At 69.2% G+C, this 23,679-nt stretch carries 21 protein-coding genes and 1 pseudogene; 12 read left to right on the top strand and 10 right to left on the bottom strand.

The annotated features are described in order from the left end of the window. Positions 1–32 precede the first annotated feature (32 nt). The 4 genes from HNR07_RS18630 to HNR07_RS18645 all read right to left on the bottom strand — a co-directional run bounded on the left by HNR07_RS18630 (position 33) and on the right by HNR07_RS18645 (position 2,821). Positions 33–944, bottom strand: a complete 912-nt coding sequence (locus tag HNR07_RS18630) for an aldo/keto reductase (RefSeq protein ID WP_184366083.1) — start codon at positions 942–944, stop codon at positions 33–35. Then, positions 941–2,125, bottom strand: coding sequence for a cupin domain-containing protein (locus tag HNR07_RS18635; RefSeq protein ID WP_184366084.1), 1,185 nt, complete (start codon positions 2,123–2,125; stop codon positions 941–943). Before HNR07_RS18635 ends, HNR07_RS18630 begins: the two co-directional genes overlap by 4 nt. Before the next feature lie 16 nt (positions 2,126–2,141). After that, entirely contained in the window at positions 2,142–2,312 is a 171-nt protein-coding gene (locus HNR07_RS18640; protein ID WP_184373102.1) for a hypothetical protein, read from the bottom strand. 290 nt (positions 2,313–2,602) lie between these two features. Then, positions 2,603–2,821 (bottom strand): hypothetical protein, encoded by a 219-nt coding sequence (locus tag HNR07_RS18645; protein WP_184366085.1) that lies wholly within the window; start codon positions 2,819–2,821, stop codon positions 2,603–2,605. A gap of 171 nt (positions 2,822–2,992) precedes the next feature. Between HNR07_RS18645 and HNR07_RS18650 the strand changes: the two genes are divergently transcribed. The 3 genes and pseudogenes from HNR07_RS18650 (at position 2,993) to HNR07_RS18660 (ending at position 4,801) form a co-directional block, all read left to right on the top strand. Continuing rightward, a protein-coding gene (locus HNR07_RS18650) for an IS3 family transposase (RefSeq protein WP_184371482.1) occupies positions 2,993–4,191 on the top strand; the annotation gives its coding sequence in 2 pieces (ribosomal slippage) (positions 2,993–3,236 and positions 3,236–4,191; 1,200 coding nt in all). 65 nt (positions 4,192–4,256) lie between these two features. Next, positions 4,257–4,613, top strand: a pseudogene (locus HNR07_RS18655) (DUF5753 domain-containing protein); the annotation flags it as partial. Then, on the top strand, positions 4,610–4,801 hold the full coding sequence (locus HNR07_RS18660) for a DUF397 domain-containing protein (RefSeq protein ID WP_184366087.1): 192 nt from the start codon (positions 4,610–4,612) through the stop codon (positions 4,799–4,801). The pseudogene HNR07_RS18655 and the gene HNR07_RS18660, both read left to right, overlap by 4 nt. Positions 4,802–4,865: 64 nt before the next feature. Here the strand turns inward: HNR07_RS18660 and HNR07_RS18665 are convergent, their stop codons facing one another. Further along, complete coding sequence (locus HNR07_RS18665) at positions 4,866–5,765, bottom strand: helix-turn-helix domain-containing protein (protein WP_312893885.1); 900 nt, start codon at positions 5,763–5,765, stop codon at positions 4,866–4,868. 234 nt (positions 5,766–5,999) lie between these two features. Between HNR07_RS18665 and HNR07_RS18670 the strand changes: the two genes are divergently transcribed. From HNR07_RS18670 to HNR07_RS18695, 6 genes are all read left to right on the top strand, one after another. Continuing rightward, positions 6,000–6,437 (top strand): ATP-binding protein, encoded by a 438-nt coding sequence (locus HNR07_RS18670; RefSeq protein WP_184366089.1) that lies wholly within the window; start codon positions 6,000–6,002, stop codon positions 6,435–6,437. Further along, positions 6,437–6,676, top strand: coding sequence for a hypothetical protein (locus HNR07_RS18675; RefSeq protein WP_184366090.1), 240 nt, complete (start codon positions 6,437–6,439; stop codon positions 6,674–6,676). Before HNR07_RS18670 ends, HNR07_RS18675 begins: the two co-directional genes overlap by 1 nt. Beyond that, positions 6,673–7,050, top strand: a complete 378-nt coding sequence (locus HNR07_RS18680; protein ID WP_184366091.1) for a hypothetical protein — start codon at positions 6,673–6,675, stop codon at positions 7,048–7,050. The genes HNR07_RS18675 and HNR07_RS18680 overlap by 4 nt, the downstream gene beginning before the upstream one ends. Before the next feature lie 397 nt (positions 7,051–7,447). Beyond that, positions 7,448–9,040, top strand: coding sequence for a Na+/H+ antiporter (locus HNR07_RS18685; protein ID WP_184366092.1), 1,593 nt, complete (start codon positions 7,448–7,450; stop codon positions 9,038–9,040). Positions 9,041–9,219: 179 nt separating this feature from the next. Then, positions 9,220–10,464 (top strand): glycosyl hydrolase family 18 protein, encoded by a 1,245-nt coding sequence (locus tag HNR07_RS18690; RefSeq protein ID WP_184366093.1) that lies wholly within the window; start codon positions 9,220–9,222, stop codon positions 10,462–10,464. A gap of 222 nt (positions 10,465–10,686) precedes the next feature. Continuing rightward, the gene (locus HNR07_RS18695) at positions 10,687–13,023 is read left to right on the top strand and encodes a chitinase C-terminal domain-containing protein (RefSeq protein ID WP_184366094.1); all 2,337 of its coding nucleotides are present in this window, start codon (positions 10,687–10,689) and stop codon (positions 13,021–13,023) included. A 117-nt stretch (positions 13,024–13,140) separates the two neighbouring features. Here HNR07_RS18695 and HNR07_RS18700 read toward each other — a convergent pair whose 3' ends face one another. Further along, complete coding sequence (locus HNR07_RS18700) at positions 13,141–15,768, bottom strand: bifunctional FO biosynthesis protein CofGH (RefSeq protein ID WP_184366095.1); 2,628 nt, start codon at positions 15,766–15,768, stop codon at positions 13,141–13,143. A gap of 306 nt (positions 15,769–16,074) precedes the next feature. Continuing rightward, positions 16,075–16,626, bottom strand: coding sequence for a hypothetical protein (locus tag HNR07_RS18705; RefSeq protein ID WP_184366096.1), 552 nt, complete (start codon positions 16,624–16,626; stop codon positions 16,075–16,077). Positions 16,627–16,768: 142 nt separating this feature from the next. Between HNR07_RS18705 and HNR07_RS18710 the strand changes: the two genes are divergently transcribed. Together HNR07_RS18710 and HNR07_RS18715 are read left to right on the top strand one after the other, a co-directional pair. Continuing rightward, positions 16,769–17,722 carry a lysylphosphatidylglycerol synthase domain-containing protein gene (locus HNR07_RS18710; RefSeq protein ID WP_184366097.1) on the top strand — a complete coding sequence of 318 codons (954 nt, stop codon included), beginning with the start codon at positions 16,769–16,771 and terminating at the stop codon, positions 17,720–17,722. Positions 17,723–17,748: 26 nt separating this feature from the next. Continuing rightward, positions 17,749–18,504 (top strand): hypothetical protein, encoded by a 756-nt coding sequence (locus HNR07_RS18715; RefSeq protein ID WP_184366098.1) that lies wholly within the window; start codon positions 17,749–17,751, stop codon positions 18,502–18,504. 19 nt (positions 18,505–18,523) lie between these two features. Here the strand turns inward: HNR07_RS18715 and HNR07_RS18720 are convergent, their stop codons facing one another. The 3 genes from HNR07_RS18720 to HNR07_RS18730 are packed head-to-tail and all read right to left on the bottom strand — an operon-like array spanning position 18,524 to position 22,736. Further along, the gene (locus HNR07_RS18720; RefSeq protein ID WP_184366099.1) at positions 18,524–19,711 is read right to left on the bottom strand and encodes a glycosyltransferase family 4 protein; all 1,188 of its coding nucleotides are present in this window, start codon (positions 19,709–19,711) and stop codon (positions 18,524–18,526) included. After that, entirely contained in the window at positions 19,708–20,646 is a 939-nt protein-coding gene (locus tag HNR07_RS18725; protein WP_184366100.1) for a glycosyltransferase family 2 protein, read from the bottom strand. Before HNR07_RS18725 ends, HNR07_RS18720 begins: the two co-directional genes overlap by 4 nt. A gap of 38 nt (positions 20,647–20,684) precedes the next feature. Continuing rightward, positions 20,685–22,736 (bottom strand): hypothetical protein, encoded by a 2,052-nt coding sequence (locus HNR07_RS18730; protein ID WP_184366101.1) that lies wholly within the window; start codon positions 22,734–22,736, stop codon positions 20,685–20,687. Between the two features lie 125 nt (positions 22,737–22,861). On the opposite strand from HNR07_RS18730, the gene HNR07_RS18735 reads away from it, so the two are divergent. After that, a complete protein-coding gene (locus HNR07_RS18735; RefSeq protein ID WP_184366102.1) occupies positions 22,862–23,668 on the top strand; it encodes a TIGR03089 family protein in 807 nt (268 codons plus the stop codon). The last annotated feature ends 11 nt before the right edge of the window (positions 23,669–23,679 follow it).

Genomic DNA, 23,679 nt, shown 5'->3' on the forward strand with positions numbered 1-23,679 from the left:
CGCGCGCTGCACGGTTCCACCGGTCGGCCAGGTCAGGAAACGGGTTGGAGCAGGTCACAGATCTCCTTGAGTCGGAGCGGAGGCAGCTGTGGGGAGTCCACCACATCAGCGGCCTCACGCCAGTGGTCGGCGCTTCCGGTGCTCAGCAACAGCCCGGTGAGCCCCGGAGTGGAAACGGCGACCATCAGGGCCGCCTGCGCGTTGGTGGCTCCGAAGGCGACGTAGTCAGCCAAGCCCTCGTTGATCCGGCCGAGCAACTCACCACCGTGCAACGGGGCCGACCCCCATACCTCCAATCCTGCCTGTCCGGCAGCGGGGATGGGGCCATCTCCGGCGAGTGCCTGCCTGATCGGCCCGATCTCCACCATGGACACCGGAAGCTGGATCGCGCGCAGGCCCGCCTCTCCTCCACCTGAGGCTTCCTCAGCAAGCTTGACCAGTTCGCGGACGGAGAAGGCACCGTCTCGAAAACCGTTCCACGTAGCCACTCCGTAGCCGAGCACGGTGCCGGTATCACGGAGGTCTTCGAGTGCGACGAATGCCGAGCGAAGGCGTGCGAGCAGTGCGTCACGGTCACCGGAATGGCGGTGCTCCGGGTTGTGCAGGTAGACCAGATCCAGCTGGTCGCGCTGTACCTCCGCGCAATTCATCGCGACCTGGTAATGCACGTAGTCGGGGGCGATGCTGTGCCGTCGCAGAGCTTCGGCCTCGGAGATCACCCGGCTGTACAGGGCTGCGCGCGCCTGGTCGGCCGTCATGTGTCCGACCTTCGTGGCGATCCTCATCCGGGGGTGTGCTCTGAGAACCGGCGATATCGCCGCCTGGTGGGTTCCATGTCCGTAGACCGGGGCGGTGTCGATGAGCGGACATCCGGCCGCAGCCGCGATGGTCGCCGAGGTGACGGCATCGCGGCTGCGGTAAGTGCCCAGGCCGAGCAGGGTCATCCTTCGTCGCCTTCCCAGACCAGGGCTCCGTCCTCCAGCAGCCTGCGGAGAAGACCGATGAGGGTATCCCGCGAGATGTCGGGAACGAGCTGGCACAGTTCCTTGACCGTGGCACTGTGTTGCCCGTTCAGGTGGGTGAGCAGCGGGGCGGCCTGGGTGGCGAACGTCCAGCGTCGTCCCTGCGAGAGGTAGATGACGCTGTTCGCGGTGATGCTCAAGGTGCCCCGCTTGGTCGCCAGACGCAGCCGAGTGGAATCGGTGAACTCTCCGGTCACGGCGACGGGCAGGCTGAACGCCGCTCGGGCCGTGGCTGTCTCGTTCTGTCGCTCCCAGTACTCGCTCACCACAGCCGGGGCCTGGAGCCTCGCAGTGATCAGTTCGGACATCCGGTGGGACCAGTTCGAGAACTGGCCGGGGTCGCGCGGGATGTCGGCGCGGACCTCCTCGTGCTCGACCATGCCAGCGGTCAGCCAGGTGAGGAAGTCGGCTCCGGTGGTGGTGTTCAGCCCGCAGGTGAGGTGGAGGCTGGGTTCGCCTTCGGAGGCTGCGACCGCGTGCCAACAGCCCCGGGGGACGTGGAGGATGTCGCCGGGTGCCGTGACGAACTCGTCGATGGGGTCGGTGGGAGGGTCCTCGTCGAACTCGACGTCGTTGTGCAAGGGGGCGGTCCGGGTGGTGCCGTAGATGCGCCACCGTTTGCGGCCCGACACCTGGAGCACGAGCACGTCATGGTCGTCCCAGTGGATCCCGAACCCCTCCTTCGGAGTCCAGGAGGCGTAGGCGTTGGTCTGGATTCCGGTGCCCAGCCAGGTCTCCAACCCAGCGACCGTCTCGCCGATGGGCGGGTGCATCTCGTCGATCGCGTCCACCACCAGCGTCGCGCCCTCGCGGAGCTGTCGGTGGAACTGATGGGGAACGGGAGCGTCCCAGTCGGGCATACGTCGGTAGCGGCGCCGTTGGGTGTAGCGGCCCACGTGGATGCTCTCCCCGGCCGACAATCGCAGACGAGGGCTGTTCAGGCGTTGGGTCGCGATGAGCTGGTTCAGGTCCTGCCAGGTGAGCAGGTGTGTGAAGGAGTCGGTGGCGTTGCCGGGGGCGGGATAGTGCCGGTGCTGGCGGCCGAGCACCTGGGCGGGGAACGTGTCCCCGCCCAGACGGCCGCTGATCAGATCAGCGGACAAGGTCGTGCCTCCGTTCTTAGTGGAAGCCGTCGTTGGTGTCGGAGCGGCCGGTGCCACCGCCGTCGGAGGGCTGGTCGCCGCGCGAGCGCAGGGTAGCGATGTCCTCCACCGCGACGAGGAGGTCACCAACGTCCATCTGCGTGCGGGGCTTCGGCTGGGTCTGCGTGCTGATACCGGTCACGGTCATGCTGTGTTCTCCTTCATCGGATGCGGATGGGGTCTGGTGTGACATGAAGGCGGTGCTCGTGCTGATGTGATGCCCACGTCCTCTTCCCTCGTGGGTGGCATCTGTCGGACCTGTGCCCGCCCCCGCAGCGCACAGGTCAGCGCTCTATCCGATTCGTCATCCTCACCCGAAGACGAACTGTCCAATTTCTGTTCTTTTGGACATTCATGCGTCCTGTGGGCGTCTTCTTCGGTGGAGGTATGACCGCATCGAAAGCAGTTCCAGTACTGGAGCACCACGGAACCGCAGATTCAGACCTTGAGCTGCGCGAGTTCCAGGACTCCGAGAATTCTTCCGGCCAGGATCTGCTCGTTCCCGATGCTGGTGACCGGATCGAGGGTGGGGCGTCCGCTGCGGCCTTCAGGGGGCCAGACGAAGCACCACCGGAGGTCGTCATCCGAACCGCGCAGGGCGACGACCTGGGACTTGCCGTTCAGCTTCGCGGTGACCGTCCTGCGACGACCGTCCACCTCAGCACTGATGCCTTTGGCCTTGAGAGCCCAGGTGAGGTTCTCAGCGGCACTCTTGTGCGTGAGAAGTCCGTCTTGCGGGCATGGTTCAGTTGGGTTGTTTGATCTTGCTTCGGTTCGGTGGACAGGTGTCCGCTTTCGGATACTTTGTCATTGAACGAGGAGATTGAAGTGCCCAAGACCCGCCCTGCGTACCCGCCGGAGTACCGCGATCAGATCATCGCGCTGGCCCGCTCCGGCCGTAGCCCCGAGGACCTGGCAGCTGAGTTCGAACCCTCGGCCCAGACGATCCGCACCTGGATCAATCAGGCCAAGATCGACTCCGGCCAGGCAGAGGGCACCACCAGCGATGACAAGGCCGAACTGGCCCGCCTTCGCCGAGAGAACGCCCAGCTGCGCGAAGAGCGCGAGATCCTGCGCAAGGCCACGGCTTTCTTCGTCCGGGAGACCAGTCGGTGATGTTCCGGCTGATCGACGAAGAAAAGACACGCCACTCCGTCTCCCTGATGTCCCGGCTGCTCGGCGTATCGCGGCAGGGCTACTACAAACACCACCACCGAATCCAGGACGGCCCCACGGCCAAGGAACGCTCCGACGCTGACCTGTCCGAGCGCATCCAGGGCCACCACGAGCGCTCCCGCGGCACCTACGGCTCCCCCAGGCTCCAGGCCGACCTGGCCGAGCTCGACGGCATCCGCGCTGGACGCAACCGCATCACCCGGCTGATGCGCCGCCAGGGCCTGGTCGGGGTCCACCGCCGCACCGGCCGCAAAAGCCTGACCTCCCAGGACCGGATGGCCACAGCCCCACCGGATCTGGTCGGTCGTGACTTCACCGCCCATGCCCCCAACACCAAGTGGAGCGCGGACATCACCTACGTGCCCACCGACCAGGGGTGGGTGTACCTGGCGGTGGTGATGGACCTGTTCTCGCGCCGCATCGTGGGCTGGGCGATGGCCCCTCACATGCGCGCCGATCTGGTCTGCGACGCGCTGGCCATGGCGGTGACCGCCCGCCGTCCCGGTCCGGGGCTGATCCATCACTCGGACAAGGGATCGCAATACACCAGTCTGGCCTTTGGTCGCCGCTGCGAAGAGGCAGGGATCGCTCCCTCGACGGGGCGGACGGGGTCGTGTTACGACAACGCCGTCACCGAGAGCTTCTTCGCGTCGTTGGAGACCGAGTTGATCGACCGCACCCGTTTCGCCACCAGGGCGGATGCGGAGCGGGAGGTGTTCTCCTATATCGAGGGGTTCTACAACCCCTGGCGGCGGCATTCGGCCAATGGTCAGCTCAGCCCGGCTGAGTATGAACGTCGCCACACCGAAGTTGCTCAAGACAGGCTTGCGGCGCTGTCTCAGGCCGCGTAAAACCCCAGCTCACAGGTGTCTACCGAACTGAAGCAACATCAGTTCGATGCCGCACGAATCCAACTGCACCCTTGTTGTGGGTTGTGCTAGAAGAATCAGTCCTGTGCCGCCCCGTGGGTGGGCGGAACGTCATGGTCGATCAGCTGAAGCACTTGCTGGAGACGGCGCAACGGTCACACGTTCGCCTCCAGATCCTCCCCTTCAGCAAAGGCGCACACGCCGCGATGGACGGGGCGTTCACCCTGTTGGAGACGGGAAACCGGGACCGCATGCTCTACACCGAGCGACCCGGGAGCGGTCAAGTGACGTCTGATGCTGACGAGGTGGCAAAATGCGATCAACGGATGAGCGCACTGATTGGCCTTGCCCTGTCGCCAGAGGAATCTATCGACCAACTGGCGGCCCGGATTGGAGAGACATGAGCGACCGGCTCGATGACCTGCCTTGGCACAAGTCCACCTACAGCGGGAACCAGGGAGGACAGTGCGTAGAGGTGGCTGAGACACCCGAGGCTGTGTACGTCCGTGACACACAGAACCGGGAAGACGGTGCTCTCGGGTTCGCGCCCGCGGCCTTCCTGCAGTTCGTGAACAGCACCGTGAAGTCTTGATCTGAGCAGCCTGAACGTCTCCCCTCACCCCTCATGCGCTGGTAGTTCAGTGTGAGGGGAGGCGTTATGAATACTCGGTGAGCACTCGCTCGATGAGGGCTCGGGAGCCGTCCTCGCTCAAGGCGCGGTCTCGCAGGTTTTCGAAGATCGCGCGGAAGCGAGTCGTGGTGTCCTCATCCTCCAGGTAGGAGGCCCCGGCTTCGTGGCCCTGATAGACGACCTCACCGAAGGAGAATCCGAGCTGACTCTTCTCCTCGAAGGACAGGGAAGTGAAGGACCCACTCTGATGCGGGAATGCCCCGGCCGAGTAAGGGAAGATCCGGCAGGTCACGTTCGGTAGATCGCAGCGCTCCAGAAGCGAACTGAGCTGCGGTTTCATAGTCGTGGCACCGCCCACCTCCAGGCGAAGGGCGGATTCGCTCATGACCACGTCCAGTCTCAGCGGGTTCAGCCCGGTAAGACGTTCCTGACGTTTCAGGCAAATTTCGACCCGTTCGCGCACTTCAACCTCAGAGAGCGCCGGGATAGATGCCTGTGCCACGAGGTGTGCGTACTCCTCGGTCTGGAACAGCTCCGGCAACAGCTGGTCCTGATAGCCACGCAGGAAGACAGCATCGGCCTCCAGCCCCAGGTAGGGCTCGAACCACTTCGGAACCGACTTGTAGGAGCGCCACCAGCCCTTGCGGCGAGCCAGGTGCGCGAGCTGGAAGGCAGCTTCGCACTCCTCATCGGATGCCCCGTAGAAGCGCATGAGGAGCTGAGCGGTGCCGGGCTGGATACGGGTCGAGGCGCTCTCGACCCGACTCAGGGTGCCAGCGTGCATGCCTGCGTGGCCAGCGGCTTTCCCCCCAGTGATGCGGGCGGCTTCCCTACGCTCCCGAAGCGCTTTGGCCAAGATCCGACGTGCAACCGTGGGGCTGGCCTCCGCCACCCGACACCTCCTGAGACAGCTGTGGAACTCCACAGTTTCACTGATGCGATGCGCGGCACCAACTTCGCACAAGTTGCATCGAACAATAAATTGCCAAACGGCTTGTGGACCTAACCCCTTCGGTGCACACTGGAGGCACGCCTTCCAAAATCACAAATTGCGCGATGCAATGTCGTGGAGAAGAAGGCATGAAAACGGCCCTGACCTGGTGCGGGAACACCTGATCAGGGCCTTGGCCCACTACCTGACTGAACCAGGTGAGGACCCATGAGCAACCGTATCGTTTCCGCGTGCCCGGAAGGCAGGCGGCTGGCACCGCTGCGCCGTTCGACCTTCCGCTACCCCGCTCGGCCCGAATGCGTCAAGGACGCCCGTCGCTGGCTCGACCGGAGGATGTCCATGGCCGGGGTTCCCGGCGACTCCTCCTCAACCGCCCTTCTCCTCCTCTCCGAGCTGGTCACCAACTGCGTGACGCACCAGGAGGCCGGATTCATCGTGGTCCGGGCACACCTGTGTGTCGGCGGTCTCCGAACGGAGGTCCGTGACGACAGCGGACAGCTGCCGGACCTGTGTGCCCCCTCCCCCTCTCCCGACTCCGAGAGCGGGCGGGGTCTGTGGCTGGTCGACGCTCTGGCCACCCGATGGGGTCGCTTCGAGTCGAACCGCGGCCCCGGGGTCTTCTTCGCTCTGACGTGGGAGCGGTGATGACCATGACCGGCTACCACCTGCGACCGAGCGCGGAGATCCTGAAGCTGCGCGCCGAGTTCCCCGACTTCCTCATCTGCGAGCTCCACGGGGTGAACTCCGAACTCACCAGCTACGTGGCGACCAGCACCCGAACCGTCCCCAGCGGCCAGCCGGAACTGATCGTGGCCGCCAGCGCTACGGAGCTCCAGAAGGCTCTCTCGGTACTGGGGATCCAGCCCGAGGGAGGTCAGCGATGATCACTCTGGACCACAACTGCGGCTCGATCAGGCAGGAACTCGACCGAGCGCGCGCCACCTTCCGGGGACGCGGGTGGACCTTCTGGCACGGCGGTGCGACCGGCCAGTACTGGGCCGCACACACCGGCCGAATGGTCCTGCTCTCCGGAAACAACTCCGCCGAACTGATCGAGGAGATCCGCAGGGTGACCGGTGATACCGCACCACGGCTGAACCTGGCGCCGGTGGTGCGGGTTCCGGCACCTCGACGGCCCCCGCCCAGGAGCGCGGGTGACCCGGAAAACGACGTCCGTGCCCGCCACCGGGCACCGAGGCGGCAGACTCGGTGGATCCGAGAGCTGACCCCCTGGCCCCGCCTGCGCCGTTCCGGTTAGCCGCATGGATCTCGTGGCGGCGGGCGGGAACTCTTCGAGGGGTGGTCTCGCTCGACGGCGGGTGGTCATCGCCGCCCCTTTCGATGAGGACTCTCTCGGAGGGTGAACACCATGAACCGGTGCTCCCTTGCTCTGTTGGTCGTCCTCTTGGCCGCCGCCACGGATCTGACTGACGGGGCGGCGGTCAACATCCTCCTCCCCGTCATGTAACACGATCTCGGAGCGGGCGACAATACCCCGCAGGCGAACGCGGGCATGCACTGGGGCTCTTCGCCGTAGTGGCGGGCCCCGCGACCCGGACGCCTTCGTCGAGGTGCGGTAGCGGCGCGTCCTTCCCTTCGGCCCCTCCCCGCCCCGGCATGCTGGGGCGGGGAGGGGCCGAGGCGAGGGGGTTCGGGTGGCCGTCGAGGAGTACGTGATCGCCACGCTGGTCGTGGTGGTGGCGGTCATCGTGGGGCAGCTGGTCGCCGGGCGGATCCGGATACCCGGCGCGGTGGTCCTGGTGATGCTGGGCATGCTCCTGGGGGTGGTTCCGTGGATGCACTCGCTGTCCATCGCCCCCGAGGTCATCCTGCTGGTGTTCCTGCCGCCGCTGATCTACAACGCGGCGTTCTTCTCCTCCCCCAAGGACATGCGCGACCTCGCGCGGCCGATCATCGTGATGTCGGTGGGGATGACCCTGGCGACGGCGTTCGGGCTGGCCGCGATCATCCACCTGTTGCTGCCGGACGCGGGTTGGCCCGCGGCGATCGCCCTGGGCGCGGCGATCGCGCCGACGGACGCGGTGGCGGCCTCGGCGATCCTCAAGCGGGCGGGCACCCCGCGCCGGGTGCTCACCATCCTGGAGGGCGAGTCCCTGATCAACGACGGGGTCGCGCTCACGCTGTTCAGTCTGGCGATCACCGCGATGCTGCACCCGCTGACCCCGGCGGACGCCGCCTGGGAGCTGGGCAGGGTGGTGGTGGGCGGGCTGGTCTACGGCGCCGTCGTGGCCGTGGTGATCGCCTGGGCGCGCAGCCGGATGCCAGACGCGTCGTTGCAACTGATGACGGTGCTGATCACCCCGTTCGTGGCCTACATCCCCGCGGAGATGGCGGGGTTCTCCGGGGTGCTGGCCGCGGTGGTGGCCGGTTTCTACCTGGGCACCCGCGGCGAGGGGCTGCTGCCGCCCCGGGTCCGGGTGAGCGGTAAGACCATCTGGACCACGCTGGTGAGCCTTCTGGAGGCGATGCTGTTCGTGCTCCTGGGCCTGCAGCTGGACGCCGTGGTGCGGTCCGTACAGGAGGACTACGCCTTCGTGCACCTGGTGCTGGTGGCGCTGGCCGTGACCGCCACCGCGATCGTGTTGCGGATGGTGCTCATGCTGTTCGTGGTTCCGGTGCAGCGGTACCTGCCGGGGTCGCGGCTGGACGTGTCGGCGTTCAGGGAGCGCGTGGCGATCGGGTGGAGCGGGATGCGCGGGGCGGTGTCCCTGGCGATCGCGCTGTCCCTGCCCGCGACGCTGGGCGGGGAGGAGTTCACCGACCGGGGCGCACTGATCTTCGTGGCGGGGGCGGTGGTGATGGGCACCCTGGTCGGCCAGGGCACCTCGCTGCCGTGGCTGCTGCGCAGGCTGGGGCTGTCCGACGAGGGCACCCGGCAGCAGGAGTTCCTGCGGGCCGAGTACGAGATGGACTGCGCCGCCGTGCGCAAGGTGGACGAGATGCTCACCGGGGGCGACGTGGACGGGAAGACCGCGGACGCCGTGCGCGAGCGGTACGCGAAGCGGATCTCTCACGTGAAGGGGCTGCTGGACGCGGAGGAGCCGGACCTTGGCGAGGCCAAGGAGGCCGTGCGGAACCGCAAGGCACTGTTGGACCAGGTCACCCAGGCCCGCCGAGACGCGCTCATGGCGCTGTACCGCTCGGGGGAGATCGACTACGACGTGTTCACAAGACTGACCCTGGACATGGACATCCGGGACAGCGGAAGCGGTCAGTACGGGGCCTGAATTGGGCCTGAGTTCTTGATGGGTCTCAGTTCCTATTGAAACCAAACCCCCAAGAAAACTACAAACTTTCTTAACCGTTTCCGTTGACGGGCATCAACGGCAACTCTAAGGTTTCCTAACAATTACTGCGTCGCAGATCACACCCTTCGTCACCCCCGCTCGACGAAAGGAGCACCCCCATGCTCAACACCCGCAGAACCAGGCTCGCCCTTCTCGGCGGCCTCGCCGCGACGGCCACAGCGCTCGTCACCGCATGCGGCTCCCTGGTTTCCGGACCCACCCAGGTAGAAACCGTGTCCGACACCGCCCAGACCCAGCAGACCCACCAGTGGCTCACCGGCTACTGGCACAACTTCGACAACGGCTCCACCGTGATGCCGCTCTCGGAGATCCCCAGCGAGTACAACCTGGTGGCGATCGCCTTCGCCGACAACCACCCCACCCTCGACGGCGGCATCACGTTCAACCTGGCCAGCAGCGAGCTGAACGGGTACACCGACGCCCAGTTCCGCGACGACGTCGCCGCCATCCAGGCCGAGGGCCGCAAGGTGATCATCTCGGTGGGCGGCGAGATCGGCAACGTCGACGTCACCAACCCCACCCAGGCGCAGAACTTCGCCGACACCACCTACGAGCTCATGCAGGACTACGGGTTCGACGGGGTGGACATCGACCTCGAGCACGGCATCAACGCCGAGCACCTGACCAACGCCCTGCGCGACCTCAGCGACCGGGCCGGTTCGGACCTGATCATCGCGATGGCCCCGCAGACCATCGACTTCCAGAGCCCCAGCGCCGGGTACTACCAGCTGGCCCAGAACATCTCCGACATCCTCACCATCGTGAACATGCAGTACTACAACTCCGGCTCCATGCTGGGTTGTGACGGCAGCGTGTACAGCCAGGGCACGAGCGACTTCGTCGCCGCCCAGGCCTGTATCCAGCTGGAGATGGGCCTGGAGCCGAGCCAGGTCGGTCTGGGCCTGCCCGCCGTGCCCTCCGCCGCCGGTGGCGGCCACATGCCCCCGAGCGACATCATCGCCGCCCTGGACTGCCTGGAGGCCGGGACCAGCTGCGGCTCCTTCTCCCCCGACACCCCGTACGGACCCATCGGCGGCGTGATGACCTGGTCCATCAACTGGGACGCCACCAACGGCTACGACTTCGCCAACACCATCTCCGACCGCCTGGCCAGCGGCCCCGGCACGGCCCCCTCCCCCACGCCCAGCCCCACTCCCACCCCCTCCCCCAGCCCGACCGACCCCGACTGCGACGCCGCCGCTTGGAACGCCGGCAGCGTGTACACGCAGGGCGACTCCGTCTCCCACGGCGGCTCGGTCTACACCGCGCGCTGGTGGACCCAGGGCGAAGAGCCCGGCACCACCGGCGAATGGGGTGTCTGGGACCGCGTCGGCAGCTGCTGACGCCGCTCCACCACCTGAGCCGCTCCCGCCCGCGGCCACCGGGGACCGCCCCCTCACGCACACACCTGCGGGGGGGGCGGTCCCCGCCCCAGCGGTCACCCTCCTCTCGCACGCCCGCTGTCGTTCCCCACCTGACTGATCCCCCACCGGTGCCCCAGAGCCCTGTCTCCCCGGACCGGGACAGGTACCCCGGCACGCCAAGCAGAACAGAGGGAATCCCCCATGACAGTCAATCCGTCCAGCCGATGGGCACGCGCCCTGGCAGCAGCCGCGGGCCTGGGTACCGCGGCGAGCCTGCTGTTCGCGCCCCCGGCCGCCGCGGCTCCCCAGGAACCGGCCCCGCCCTCCGCCTCGTCCGACCACGCTGACTGCCGTCCCGACGGCCTCTATCCGACGCCCGGTCTGGACGTCCCCTACTGCGACGTCTACGACTCCGACGGGCGCGAGATCCTGCCCAACGGCCTCGACCGCAGGGTGATCGGCTACTTCACCAGCTGGCGCAACGGGGCCAACGACCAGCCCAGCTACCTGGTCGACGACATCCCCTGGGACAAGATCTCCCACATCAACTACGCGTTCGGGCACGTGAACTCCGACAACGAGCTCTCAGTCGGACCCGACACCCCCGACAACCCCGCCACCGGCATGACCTGGGACCGGCCCGGTCTCGAACCCGACCCCGAGTTCGACTACGACGGACACTTCAACCTGCTGAACAAGTTCAAGAAGGACAACCCCGGGGTCCGGACCCTGGTCGCCGTGGGCGGCTGGGCCGAGACCGGCGGGTTCTTCGGGCCCGACGGAGAGCGGGTGGACAGCGGCGGCTTCTACTCGATGACCACCACCGAGACCGGTGTGAACCACGCCGGGATCGAGACCTTCGCCGACTCCGCGGTGGAGTTCGTACGCGAGTACGGGTTCGACGGCCTGGACATCGACTACGAGTACGCGACCTCGATGCAGGGAGCGGGCAGCCCGGACGACTACTGGATCTCCGACGCCCGGCGCGGCCTGCTCTGGGAGGGCTACGAGGAGCTGATGCGCGTCCTGCGCGAGAAGCTCGACGAGGCCGCCGTGGCGGACGGCACCTACTACCAGCTGACCGTGGCGGCTCCCTCGTCCGGCTGGCTGCTGCGCGGCCAGGAGGTGCACCAGGTCGTCCAGTACCTGGACTTCGTCAACATGATGACCTACGACCTGCACGGCACCTGGAACCACTTCGTGGGCCACAACGGCGCGCTCTTCGACAGCGGCCAGGACCCCGAGCTGAGGGACGTCTACAACGCCTTCGACGGCATCGGCTACCTGAACGCCGACTGGGCCCACCACTACTTCCGAGGCGCCATGCAGGCGGGCCGGATCAACCTGGGCGTGCCCTTCTACACCCGCGGCTGGCAGGACGTGCAGGGCGGGGAGAACGGCCTGTGGGGCACCTCGGCCCTGCCCGACCAGACCCAGTGCCAACCGGGGACCGGCATCAACGACCCCTGCGGCCACGGCGCCGGGGGCATCGACAACCTGTGGTTCGACAGCGACCCGATCACCGGCGACGCGATCGAGGCCGGTGTCAACCCGATCTGGCACGTCCTCAACCTGGAGAACGGGGTCGTCGGAGACTACGTCGAGGACTACGGGGTGGACACCGAGCTGGTGGGCACCTACGAACGCCACTGGGACGACGTGACCAAGAACGAGTGGTGGTGGAACCCGCAGACCCGCACGTTCCTGTCGGGTGACGCCGACCAGACCATCAGCGCCAAGGCCGACTACGTCGCCGACACCGGACTGGGCGGCGTGATGATCTGGGAGATGGCGGGCGACTACTCCTACGACGCCGACGCCGAGCAGTACTTCATGGGTGACACGCTCATCACGTCCCTGCACCAGACGCTGAGCAACGCGGGCCCCTACGGCGCGGTCAAGGCCGAGACACCCGCCCCGGAACAGGTCCTGGACGTGGACGTGGAGTTCGGCGGCTTCGCGCTGGGCGACAACAACTACCCGATCACGCCGGAGGTGACCATCACCAACAACTCCGCCACCGACATCCCCGGCGGCTCGAAGATCACCTTCGACTACGGCACCTCGGCCCCCGGGTCCATGGGCGACCAGTCCGGCATGGGACTGGCCCACGTACACAGGGGACATACCCGGGACAACAACGTCGGCGGCCTGGACGGCGACTTCCACCGGGTGGAACTGACCGTGCCCGGATGGCAGAGCATCCCGGCCGGGGGCTCGCTGGACTTCACCATCAACTACCAGCTCCCGATCTCCCAGCCGTCGAACTTCCGCATCGAGGTGGGCGGCGTCGAGTACGCCCTCACCTACGACCACCCCCGCGAGGGCGAGCTGGTGGAGGGCCCCGGCGACGGGGACGACAACGGCGGCGGGCCCAGCGAGTGCGACGCGCCGTCCTGGAGTTCCGGCACGGTGTACAACACCGGCGACGAGGTGACGCACGACGGGAGCGAGTACCGCGCCCGCTGGTGGACCCAGGGCGAGGAGCCGGGCACCACGGGTGAGTGGGGGGTCTGGGAACACCTGGGCACCTGCTGACCCGGACACCCGCTGACCCGGGCGGTCCGGCGCATCCGGCCCCTCCCTGACGGGCCGCCCACCGACCAGGGGAGGGACGCCGTCCCCCGGCGTCCCTCCCCTGCCGTTCGTCCCGGGTCAGACCACCGGGAGGTTGGGGCGCAGGATGCTGGGGGCCACCCCGTCGCTGGCCTCGGCGACCCGCTGGCGTTCGGCGGGGACCGGGCCGTAGGTGGTGGTGCGCTGGCGGACCGGGCGGCCCGTGGGTTCGACGAGGGCCTTGATGTCGCTGATCGTCTTGTACGAACCCTGCCCGGAGCCGGCCATGCGGCTGATGGTCTCCTCCATGAGGGTCCCGCCGACGTCGTTGACGCCGCCGTCGAGGAGCTGGCGGAAGGTGTCCTCGTGCAGCTTCACCCAGGAGCCCTGGATGTTGTCGATGTGGCCGTGCAGCAGCAGCCGGGCCAGGGCGTGCACCGCGCGGTTCTCGCGGACGGTGGGGCCCGTGCGGGCCAGGCCCGCGAGGTAGATCGGCGCGTTGGTGTGCACGAACGGCAGCAGCACGAACTCGGTGAAGCCGCGCTTGCCGTTGCGCTCCACGGCACGTTCCTGGAGGGACCGCAGCAGTTTGATGTGCGCCACCCAGTGGTGCGGGGAGTCCACGTGGCCGTACATCATCGTGGACGTGGTGGGAATCCCCAGGTCGTGGGCGCTGGTGATGACCTCGATCCACTCGCTGGCGGGCAGTTTGCCCTTGGTGAGGATCCAGCGGACCTCGTCGTCGAGGATCTCCGCGGCGGTGCCCGGGATCGAGCCGAGCCCTGACTCGCGGGCGCGGGTCAGCCACTCGCGTACCGGCAGGTTGGTACGGGCGGCCCCGTTCACCACCTCCATCGGGCTGAAGGCGTGCACGTGCATGTCCGGGACGCGGTCGCGGACCGCGGCGGCGATGTCGAAGTAGGCGGTGCCCGGCAGGTCCGGGTGGATTCCGCCCTGCATGCACACCTCGGTGGCCCCCGCCTTCCACGCCTCCTCGGCGCGGTCGGCGACCTGGTCCAGGGAGAGCGTGTAGGCGTCGGCGTCGGTGCGCCGCTGCGCGAAGGCGCAGAACCGGCAGCCGGTGTAACAGACGTTGGTGAAGTTGATGTTCCTGGTCACCACATAGGTGACGTCGTCGCCGACGGTGTCGCGGCGGACCCGGTCGGCCAGGCCGGTGAGCGCCTCCAGGGCGTCCCCGTCGGCGTGCAGCAGGGCCAGGGCCTCGGAGTCGCTGAGCCCCGCCGGGTCGCGTTCGGCGCTGCGCAGGGCCGCGGAGATCTCCGGGTCCAGGCGCCGGGGCCGCGCGCCCTGGCGGTCCACGCCCGGGGTGAGTTCGTCCCAGTCGCCGTAGACGGCGTCGAAGTCGCCGCGCCGGTCACCGGTGCGGCCCTCGGTGTCGATCTCCGTGTGCAGGTCGGTGCGGCCCGAGGAGACCAGGACCGCGTCCGGCTCCTGCCAGGGTCGGCCCACCAGCGGGGCGTCCTCGCGGGCCAGGCCGGTCTCCGGGTCCGCGATCGCGTCGATGTGCGCGCGCAGCCTCGGGTCCACCCAGGGTTCGCCCGCCCGGATGTACTCCGGGTAGACGGTGAGGCGCTCGCGCAGCGCGAACCCCTGGGCGGCGGTGCGGGCTGCGAGGTCGTCGATCTGCGGCCAGGGGCGTTCGGGGTTGACGTGGTCGGCGGTGAGCGGGGAGACCCCGCCCCAGTCGTCGATGCCCGCGCGGATCATCAGCTCGTACTCGTCCACGCCGCCCCGGTCCGCGCCGATGAGGTTGGGCGGGGCCTGGATGTGCGCCTTGGGGCCCATCACCAGGCGGGTGACGGCGATGGTCGCGGCCATCATGTCGCGCTCGGCGTCGGGCCGGTGCATCATCGCGGTGTCCGGCTTGGCCCGGAAGTTCTGCACGATGACCTCCTGGATGCCGCCGTAGCGGCGGGAGACCCCGCGCATCGCGAAGATCGACTCCGCGCGGTCGGCGACCGTCTCACCGATCCCGAGCAGGATGCCGGTGGTGAAGGGGACGCTGGAGCGCCCGGCGTCCTCCATGGCGCGCAGCCGCACCGCGGGGTCCTTGTCGGGGCTGCCGTAGTGCGGCTGGCCCTTCTCCTCGAAGAGCCGCCGCGAGGTGGTCTCCAGCATCATCCCCATGGACGGGGAGACCGGCTTGAGGCGCTGGAAGTCCGACCAGGTCAGCACCCCGGGGTTGAGGTGCGGGAGCAGTCCGGTCTCCTCCAGGACCATGATCGACATGGCGCGCACGTACGAGAGGGTGTCGTCGTAGCCGCGCGAGTTCAGCCACTCGGCGGCCTGCTTCCACCGGTCCTCGGGGCGGTCCCCCAGGGTGATGAGGACTTCCTTGCAGCCCATGCGCGCGCCCTCGCGGGCGATCTCCAGGACCTCGTCCGGGGACATGAAGGGCGCGTCCAGGCGGCCCGGAACCGTGGCGAAGGTGCAGTAGTGGCAGCGGTCCCGGCACAGGCGGGTCAGCGGCACGAAGACCTTGCGGCTGTAGGTGATCACCCCCGGCCGCCCGGCCGCCTCCAGGCCCGCGTCCCGGACCCTTCCGGCGTGGCCGAGGAGCTGTTCGAGGTCCTCGCCGCGGGCGTGCAGCAGTACTTCGGCCTCGGTGACGTCGAGGGTCTTACCGTCCCGCGCCCGGGCCAGCGCCCTGCGCATGGCGGCCGCCGTCGGTGTGGGGATGGGGGCAGGGTCTTTCGCACCACTCATACCGGCACACCCTACGCGCCAGCCGTTTCCGGGTGACGACCGCCACCCGGTGGCGGCCTGCAACAAGGAACACACGGCGAAGGCGGAATAGAACGGAAGGGTTCGGCTCATGGGCAGTCCGAAGCGGGCGGAGCCGAAACCTCCCCCGAGATCGATGAGACACCACGTCCACCATCCGCCGCCACCGCGAAGCTCGCGAGCTGTGGACAAGCGGAGGGGGCGAGCGCGGGCCCGGTCCGAAGGGAACCTGACCCGTCCGGGTACCAGCTAATGCCAGGCCCCGGTCTTCGGCGCAGCCACATCTGGTCAGCCCGCCTCGGTCAGGTCGACGCGAACCCGATCGGTTTGGGCTGCGTAAGGATCACCGGCGACCGTGACGTGGTCCGGCCGGAAGTCACGCGGTACCTCGAAGTGCACGGCGACGGTCTCCTCCTCCCCCGCCGCCAACCAGTCCGTGGGTTCCGAGACCCCCACACCGAGCGCGGAGATGTAGGAGGTTCCGGCCTCGTCCACCAACTCAGCGTGGTTACCACCGAAGAAGTTCTCCCCCTCTCCCTGATAGGCCACGGAGAAGCTGACCTCGATCCACTGCTTGCTGGGGTCGGACAGACGGCCGTCCGCCGAAGTCAGGGTGACATCTTCAGTGAAACCCGTGACGGTGACGTCCCAATCACCCAGGGGGAAGACCTCGCCAGGCGTGCGCTCCGGCAGTGGCTCGGGGGTGCGCTCCGATTCGGCACTCTCTGATTCCTGGTCGGCCCGGGGTTCGGGGCCGAGCACGGGATCCGAGGCCGGAGCGGCGCATCCAGTAGCCAGCAGGACGGTCATGGCCACTGAGCCGAGGGGTCTCGGGCGCATCTTCTCTGTTCCCTGTCTGTTTCTTGTCGGGGATCGCAGGACCAGGCCGACAGGAGTTCCGAACTTCGGAATCATGTCACGCCGGGATGGAGCCTGGCCTGTGGACGACCGGAGGCGGGTGGGTGCGCGGGCCTAGGCTGAGATGGTGCTGACTCGGCTTCGACGGAACACGTGGGTGCGACTGGCCCTGCTCGTGCTGGTGTGCGCGGGGGCGGGGGCGGCCCTGTACGCCAACTGGACGCAGGCACGGGACGCCGTGTCCGAACTCCCGCTGTGGGTGCTGCCCGCCGCCGTGCTGGCGGGGATGCTGGGGCTGGCCGCGCAGATGCTGGCGTGGCGGTCCCTGCTGTCCGGTCTGGGCTCGCCGCTACCGAGGGCCGCCGCTGCTCGGGTGATGTTCGTGGGTCAGCTCGGCAAGTACCTGCCCGGCTCGGTGTGGGCGTTCGTGGCCCAGGTGGAGCTGGCCCGGGACTGGAAGGTGCCCAGGTCCCGGGGGGCGGCGGCGACCCTGTTGGCGATCGCCGTGACCGTGGCCGTCAGCCTGGCGGTGGCCGCCGTGGCGCTGCCGCTGTCCTCCGCGGAGGCGGCGCGCCGCTGGTGGTGGGCGTTGGCGGCCGCGCCCCTGCTGTTGGCCTGCCTGCATCCGAGAGTGCTCGGCTGGGGTGTGCGGCTGGCGGCCAGGCCCTTCGCTCGGTTCCGTGAGGTGGCCGAGGCGGGACCGCTGGAGCTCAGAGGGGGAGCGGTCGCGGCGTCCGTGGGTTGGACCCTGGTGGCCTGGGTGCCGCTGGGCGCGCATGTGTGGCTGCTGACCTGGGCGGTGGGCGGCGACGCGCTGAGATCGGCGGGGCCGGCGGTGGGCGCCTACGCGCTGGCCTGGACGCTGGGGCTGCTGGTGGTGTTCGCGCCCGCCGGGCTGGGGGTGCGTGAGGTGGTCCTGGTGGTGGCGCTGGCCCCGGTGGTGGACGCGGGCGCGGCCCTGGTGGTGGCGGTGCTGTCCCGGCTGGTCATGACGGTGGCGGACGTGGGCTGGGCGGGGTTGGCGGTCCTGGTGTCCAAGGCGCCCGAACATGAACAGGAAAGAAACCTTTCTTTTTGATTCGGGTCGGCCTATGCTCATGCCCCATGAACTGGGCCCCCCGCTTCCCACGTTTCCTGTCCGCCCCCGTGGTCCTGTCGCTACTGGCACCGGCGCTGCTCGGTGCCGCGGCCCCGGCCGCCGACGACCCCCCGCCCGAAGGTCCCTCGCACGCCTACGTCAAACCCGCCGAGGTCGAGTGCGACCAGGGCGCGGGCACCCTCACCGTGATCGGGCAGCTCTTCCCCGTCCTGAGCCAGGAAGTCGACGACCAGCCCGGACTCTCCCTGCCGTTGGCCGCCGAACTCGCTCACGAGGACCCGGGCGAGGAGGGCGCCGAGGGCGGTATCGACCTCGAACTCGTCCTGGTGCCGCACCCCGAGCCCCTCCCCGGGATCACCGCCGAGGAGATGGACGAGGCCGCCGACCGCGCCGGAACGCTGACCGCCACCCTGTCCGGTGCCGGTGGCCGACTGTTGACCGGCGAGGAGGCGCCCGGCGTGGCCTGGGCGGGCTGGGAGCCCCCGCTGGGCTTCTACGAGGTCCGCGTGGCCACGGAGTCCTTCAGCCTGCCCGGGTTCGGCGACTGCACGGTGAACGCCGAGACCGCTGTGGCCAGCGTTCAGGTGGGCGACGACGACGAACAGCGGGAGCAGCGGGAGAACGGCGCCGAGGAGGCCGCCGCGGCCTCCTCGGGGGCGCAGGCCCTTCTTCCCTGGATCATCCTGGGCGCGGGCCTGCTCGGACTGGTCTTCCTGCTGGTGCCCGCCGTGCTGTACCTGCGCCGCCGCCGGACCTGCTGAACCGGCGGACTGCCCGGCATCAGGTGCCGAGCAGGCGGTCCGTGTAGGCCTTCCAGTACGGCTCGGCGTCCACCGGCCGGGCGCCCTCCCTGAGTCGGGCGGGCTCGCCCGGCCGGTAGAACGCCCTCAGCGCCCGGGCCAGGTCGGCCGCGTCCCCGGGTTCGCAGAGCAGGCCGTCCACCCCCTCGCGCACGTGGTCGGCGAGGGTGCCCGCCCGGGTGGCGATGACCGGAAGCCCGTGCTCGTGCGCCAGCCACACGTTCTGGGTGGCGGTGGCCGATCGGTACGGCAGTACGAGGGCGTCCGCACCCGCCAGGAGTTCGGGCAGTTCGTCGGCGGGCACGTAGCCCTCCCGGAACCGGACCCGGTCGCCCAGCCCCAGCTCCCCGGCCAGGGCCGCCAGGTCGCCGTAGCCGCCCCAGAACTCCCCCGCCACGGTGAGCGTGACGTCCTCGGGCGCACCCTCGGCCAGGGCCCGCAGCAGGACGTCCACGCCCTTGTAGGGCCGCACGATCCCGAAGAACAGCAGGCTGCGGCACTCCCCGGTGTGCTCGTCCGAACGCACTCCCCCGGTGTCGGGCAGGTGCGGGGGCATCTCCGCGACCACCGGCGCCGGGGCCCCCGGGCCGAGGAGCCCTTCGGCGAGGCGGCCCTGTTCGGCCGAGTGGGTGAGCACCCCGTCGACCCTGCGCAGCAGGGCCCGGACCAGGCAGACGTCGATCGCCCGCCGCTCGTGCGGCAGGACGTTGTGGCACAGCACCACCACGCGCGGCCCCGCCCCGCCATTCCGGTCACCGCTGCGGCCACCGCCACGGACCAGTGAGCGGATCCCGGCGAGGATGCCCAGGTAGGCGGGCACCTGCACCGGTGAGAACAGGGTGAGCACCACCAGGTCGCTCTCCCCGGCCAGCCGCCGCCCGGTCCGCCACCAGCCGTCCGGGCGGTACCAGGCCAGCTCGTGCCGGGTGCGCGGGAACGGCTCGCCCTCGGGGTCGGTGATGGTCTGCTGCCCCGGGTACAGCGCCGCCGGGTACTGCGCCCGCCACGACTCGATCCCCGCCTCGTGGCCGAGGTCGCGCAGCCGGTGGGCGAGTTCGGTGGTGTGCCGGGCACCGCCGCCCTTGTAGGGGTGTGCGGGGCCGACCAGGGTGATCCGCCGGGCCGCCGGGGCCTCGCGGCCATCCCCCGGGTCCGCGTGGTCGGTCACGGGTGCTCCCTGGAACGCACGATGAGGTCGGCCAGCAGCGCGATCGCCGCGATGATCAGCCCGGTCATGAGGATCATGACGGTGTTGTTGGGCATGTAGAGCGGGTTGCGGACCTGGTCGTAGACGAACTTGGCCGCACCGATCCCCAGCAGCCACAGCGCGGGCGGCATGAGGACCTTGAGCGGGTTGAAGTACATGACCATGCGCAGCACCTGGAGGATGTACCGGTAGGCGTCGCGCACGAAGTGGAACTTGGACGTGCCCGCGCGCTTGGCGTACTCGATGGGCACGTACTTCACGGTGTGCTGGTTGGACAGGAACGCCAGCGTGATGGTGGTGACACAGGAGAACCCGGGCGGCAGCAAGCGCAGGTAGGGACGGGCCACGTCCTTGCGGAACACCCTGAGCCCGGAGTTGAGGTCGGGGATGCGGGTGTTGGTGAGGCGTTCGGCGATCTTGCGGATCATCCACTTGGCCGGGACCCGCAGCACCTTGTGCGTGCCCATCTCCTGGGTGCGCGCACCCACGACCTGGTCGGTCTCGGGGTCGGCGTCGAGCATCGCGACGAGCTCGGGGATGCGCTCGTTGGGGTAGCTCATGTCGGCGTCGGTCCACACCACGTACTCGCCGCGCGCCCGCTGGCTGCCGATCCGCCGGACCGTGCCCGAGCCGCCGTTGTGCCCGAAGGCCACCACGCGCGTGTGCGGGAAGACGTCGGAGGCCTCGCGCAGCCGGGCGAGGGTGTCGTCGGTGGAGGCGTCGTCGACGGCGAGCAGCTCGTACCCGTACCCGGAGGCGTCCATCGCCGCGCAGATCCGCTTGATCTCGTCGACGACGTGCTCCTCCTCGTTGTAGCAGGGCAGCACGATCGTGACCCGTACGGGCGGGTCGTCGGTGATCTGCGCGGCGGTCTCTTCGGAGTCTGTGTGGCTCATGCTTCTTCTCAGCGGGGTGGTCGGGGGCGGCGCGGACCCTATTCGGAGGCGGGCAGGACGGCGGTCCACACGCTTCCGTTGAAGGTCCAGTGTCCGGTCGGGGGCTCCATGAGGGTACTCGGGTCCATTTCGGCGACGACGTGGAAGTGCCGTTCGGGCTCCACCGAGCCGTCGGTGAGCCCGTCGAGGTGGTCCCATTCCGGCGCGGCGAGCACGGCGTCCCGGCCGCGCTCGTGCACGGCCGAGACCACGCGTTGGACCACCTCCGGGCTCGGGTCGGCCAGGGCCGCGGTGGGCGCCCCGCACACGTTGCGCAGCAGCGGCATGTAATTCCCCGCCATCGCGGAGTCAACCACGATGACCGAGGCGTCAGGGGGCAGCGACGCGCAGAGCCGCTCGGTCTCGGCCACCGTTCCCACGTCCTGCCGGTACCCCATGATCCCCGCGGCAGAGGTGGCCACCGCTGGTCCGAGCAGGGACACCGCGGCGCAGGCGGCGACCACGGCGGGCAGTGAGCGGACCATCGAACCGCCCCTGGTGTAGCTGACGGAGCGCTCGCAGTAGTGGGTCAGCCAGGCCAGGAACCACACCGCGAACAGGATGAACGCGGGGATCACCAGCACGATCAGCCGCCTGCTGGCCCACGGGTGGTCAGGGGTGATGGCCGGGCGGAGCAGGGTGGTGGTGACCGTCCAGACCAGCAGCATGGCGGGCAGCAGCCACGGGAGGTCGCGGCGCTGGGTGAGCCTGCGCAGGACGAGAGCGACGCCCAGGGCGGCGAACAGGACGGTGCCCAGCCCCACGTACCAGCCCACCCAGTACAGGCTCATGTCGTAGTAGGTGCGGCTGCCCTCGACGGGCAGGCCCTCGATCTGCTGGACGGCGGCGACCCACTGGTCGGTGAAGTCGCTGCCGTGCCCGTAGTCCGGCCAGAGCAGGGGGCGGATCGCGAAACCGACCATGGTCAGCAGCGCGAGCGCCGCCATCGTGTTGGGCAGCCACCGGACGCGTTCGGTGTGCGGCAGCCCGTACCGCCACAGCGCGGCGGTGAGCACGACGGTGGCGAAGACGACCACGGAGCTGATCAGGAGGAGGGGGTTCAGGGAGTCCGAGAGGTAGTCCAGGTAGGGGTAGGAGAAGCCGTACCCCGCGACCAGCCCGTAGATCACCCCCACGGCGAGCCCGCCGACCAGCGGAAGCCCCTGACCGCGCCGGGCGACCAGCAGCAGGCCGACGAAACCGACCACCGGCAGGAGGTCGCGGATGGCGTCGATGCGCACCAGCACACCCAGCCCGAACACCAGCCCGGCGACGGCCGCCAGGGTCTGCGGGCCTCCCCAGCGGTCGGTGATGCTCCGGTTCCGGGCCAGGGCGTCGAAGGCCAGGAGCAGGCCGCCCAGGAGCAGGATCTGGGCGAGGGGCTCGCTGTAGGTGAACCGGCTGACCCACTGCTGCGGCAGGCACACCGCCAGGATCAGCGCGGCCAGCGGAGCCCAGCGGGCACCCACCAGACGGGCGGTGAGCCCGGCGAAGGTGAGCACGCCCAGTGCGCCCAGGACCGGGGTGGTCACGAGCATGCCGTCCAGCCCGCCGAGCCAGTAGCCGACCGACAGGACCAGCGGCGCCCCGGCCATGAACTGCGGCCAGATGACGTCGTCGCGCTGGTAGTAGGCCAGGCTCTGGTAGCTCAGCGCCGGGTCGTCGCCCGCGATGAGCTCGCGCTGCTGCGGGATGGGCAGGTACCCGTTCTCCGCGATCCAGGCCGTGTACATGGCGTAGGAGGCCGGGTCGCGCCGGATCACCAGGGCCTCGGCGTGGAAGGCGATCTGGACGGCGGCGAAGGCCACCGCGATCACCAGGACCGCGATCACCGGCCACCAGGGCACCCTCTCCCCGTCCGGCGGGTCCGGGATCAGCCGCGGTACCAGGGCGCAGGCCGCGACGACGGCGGGCAGCCCCAGGATGAGCGAGGTCAGCGGGGTGAAATGGCCGATGACCAGGAGGGGGAAGGCGGCGAGGAGCCAGGCCGAGAGGGCGATCGCGGGGAGCGCGGTCACACGGGCGAGGATCCGTCCGGGAAGCAGGCGCATGGGGGCAACTCTGGCAGTTGGCGGCACGGTACGCACACCGCATCCCAGCACGGGCGCGACCATGACTAACCGGACCCCGGAAGAACGCGCTGGTGAGGCCGTCCGGGCCAGCGGGAACACCTAACATGGGCGCCATGTCCGACTCTCCCGCGCGGCTCTGGCGCGCCCTCGTCTCCGCCGATCCCTCACGCCCGTTCGTGACCTCCTACGACGAACTCGGCGACCGGATCGAGCTCTCCCGGGCCACCCTCGACAACTGGGTGTCCAAGACCTCGAACATGCTCGTGGACGGCTTCGGCACCCAGCCGGGCGACCGGGTGGCGCTCGCCCTGCCGCCGCACTGGCAGTCCCTGGCGTGGATCCTGTCCAGCTGGTCGGTGGGGGCCGCGGTGGTGCTGTCCGACGAAGGGGTGGCGCCGGACACGGAGGTCGCGGTGGCCGCTTCGGGCCGCCTGGAGGCCGCCCTGGACAGCGGCGCGGAGGAGGTCGTGGGCACCTCCCTGGACCCGTTGGGCCTGCCGCTGCGCGAGGTTCCGCCGATGGTCACCGACTACACCGTCGAGGTGCGCGGGCACGGCGACCACTTCCCCGCCTACCCGGTGGACGCCGCCGAACCCGCCCTGGAGTCCGCCGGGCGTACCCTCACCGGCGCCGACGTGGCGGCGGCCGGGCGGGCCCTGGCCAAGGAGTGGGACCTGGGCGAGCAGGACCGGCTCGCGGTGGTCGTCGCCCCCGACGCCCCGCTGACCGCGCTCCGCGAGGACCTGTCCGTGCTCACCGCCGCGGTGGTCTCCGGTGCGCCCCTGGTGCTGACCCCGCCCCCGGCCGAGGGCGACCTCCAGCGGTTCCTGGACCGGATGGGCACGGAGCGGGTCAGCGTGCTGTACGGGCCCGAGCCCGCGGGCGACCTGCCCTTCCGCCGGGTCGTCTGAGCGTAGGAAGG

Source organism: Nocardiopsis metallicus (genome assembly GCF_014201115.1).
Classification (GTDB): Bacteria; Actinomycetota; Actinomycetes; order Streptosporangiales; family Streptosporangiaceae; genus Nocardiopsis; species Nocardiopsis metallicus.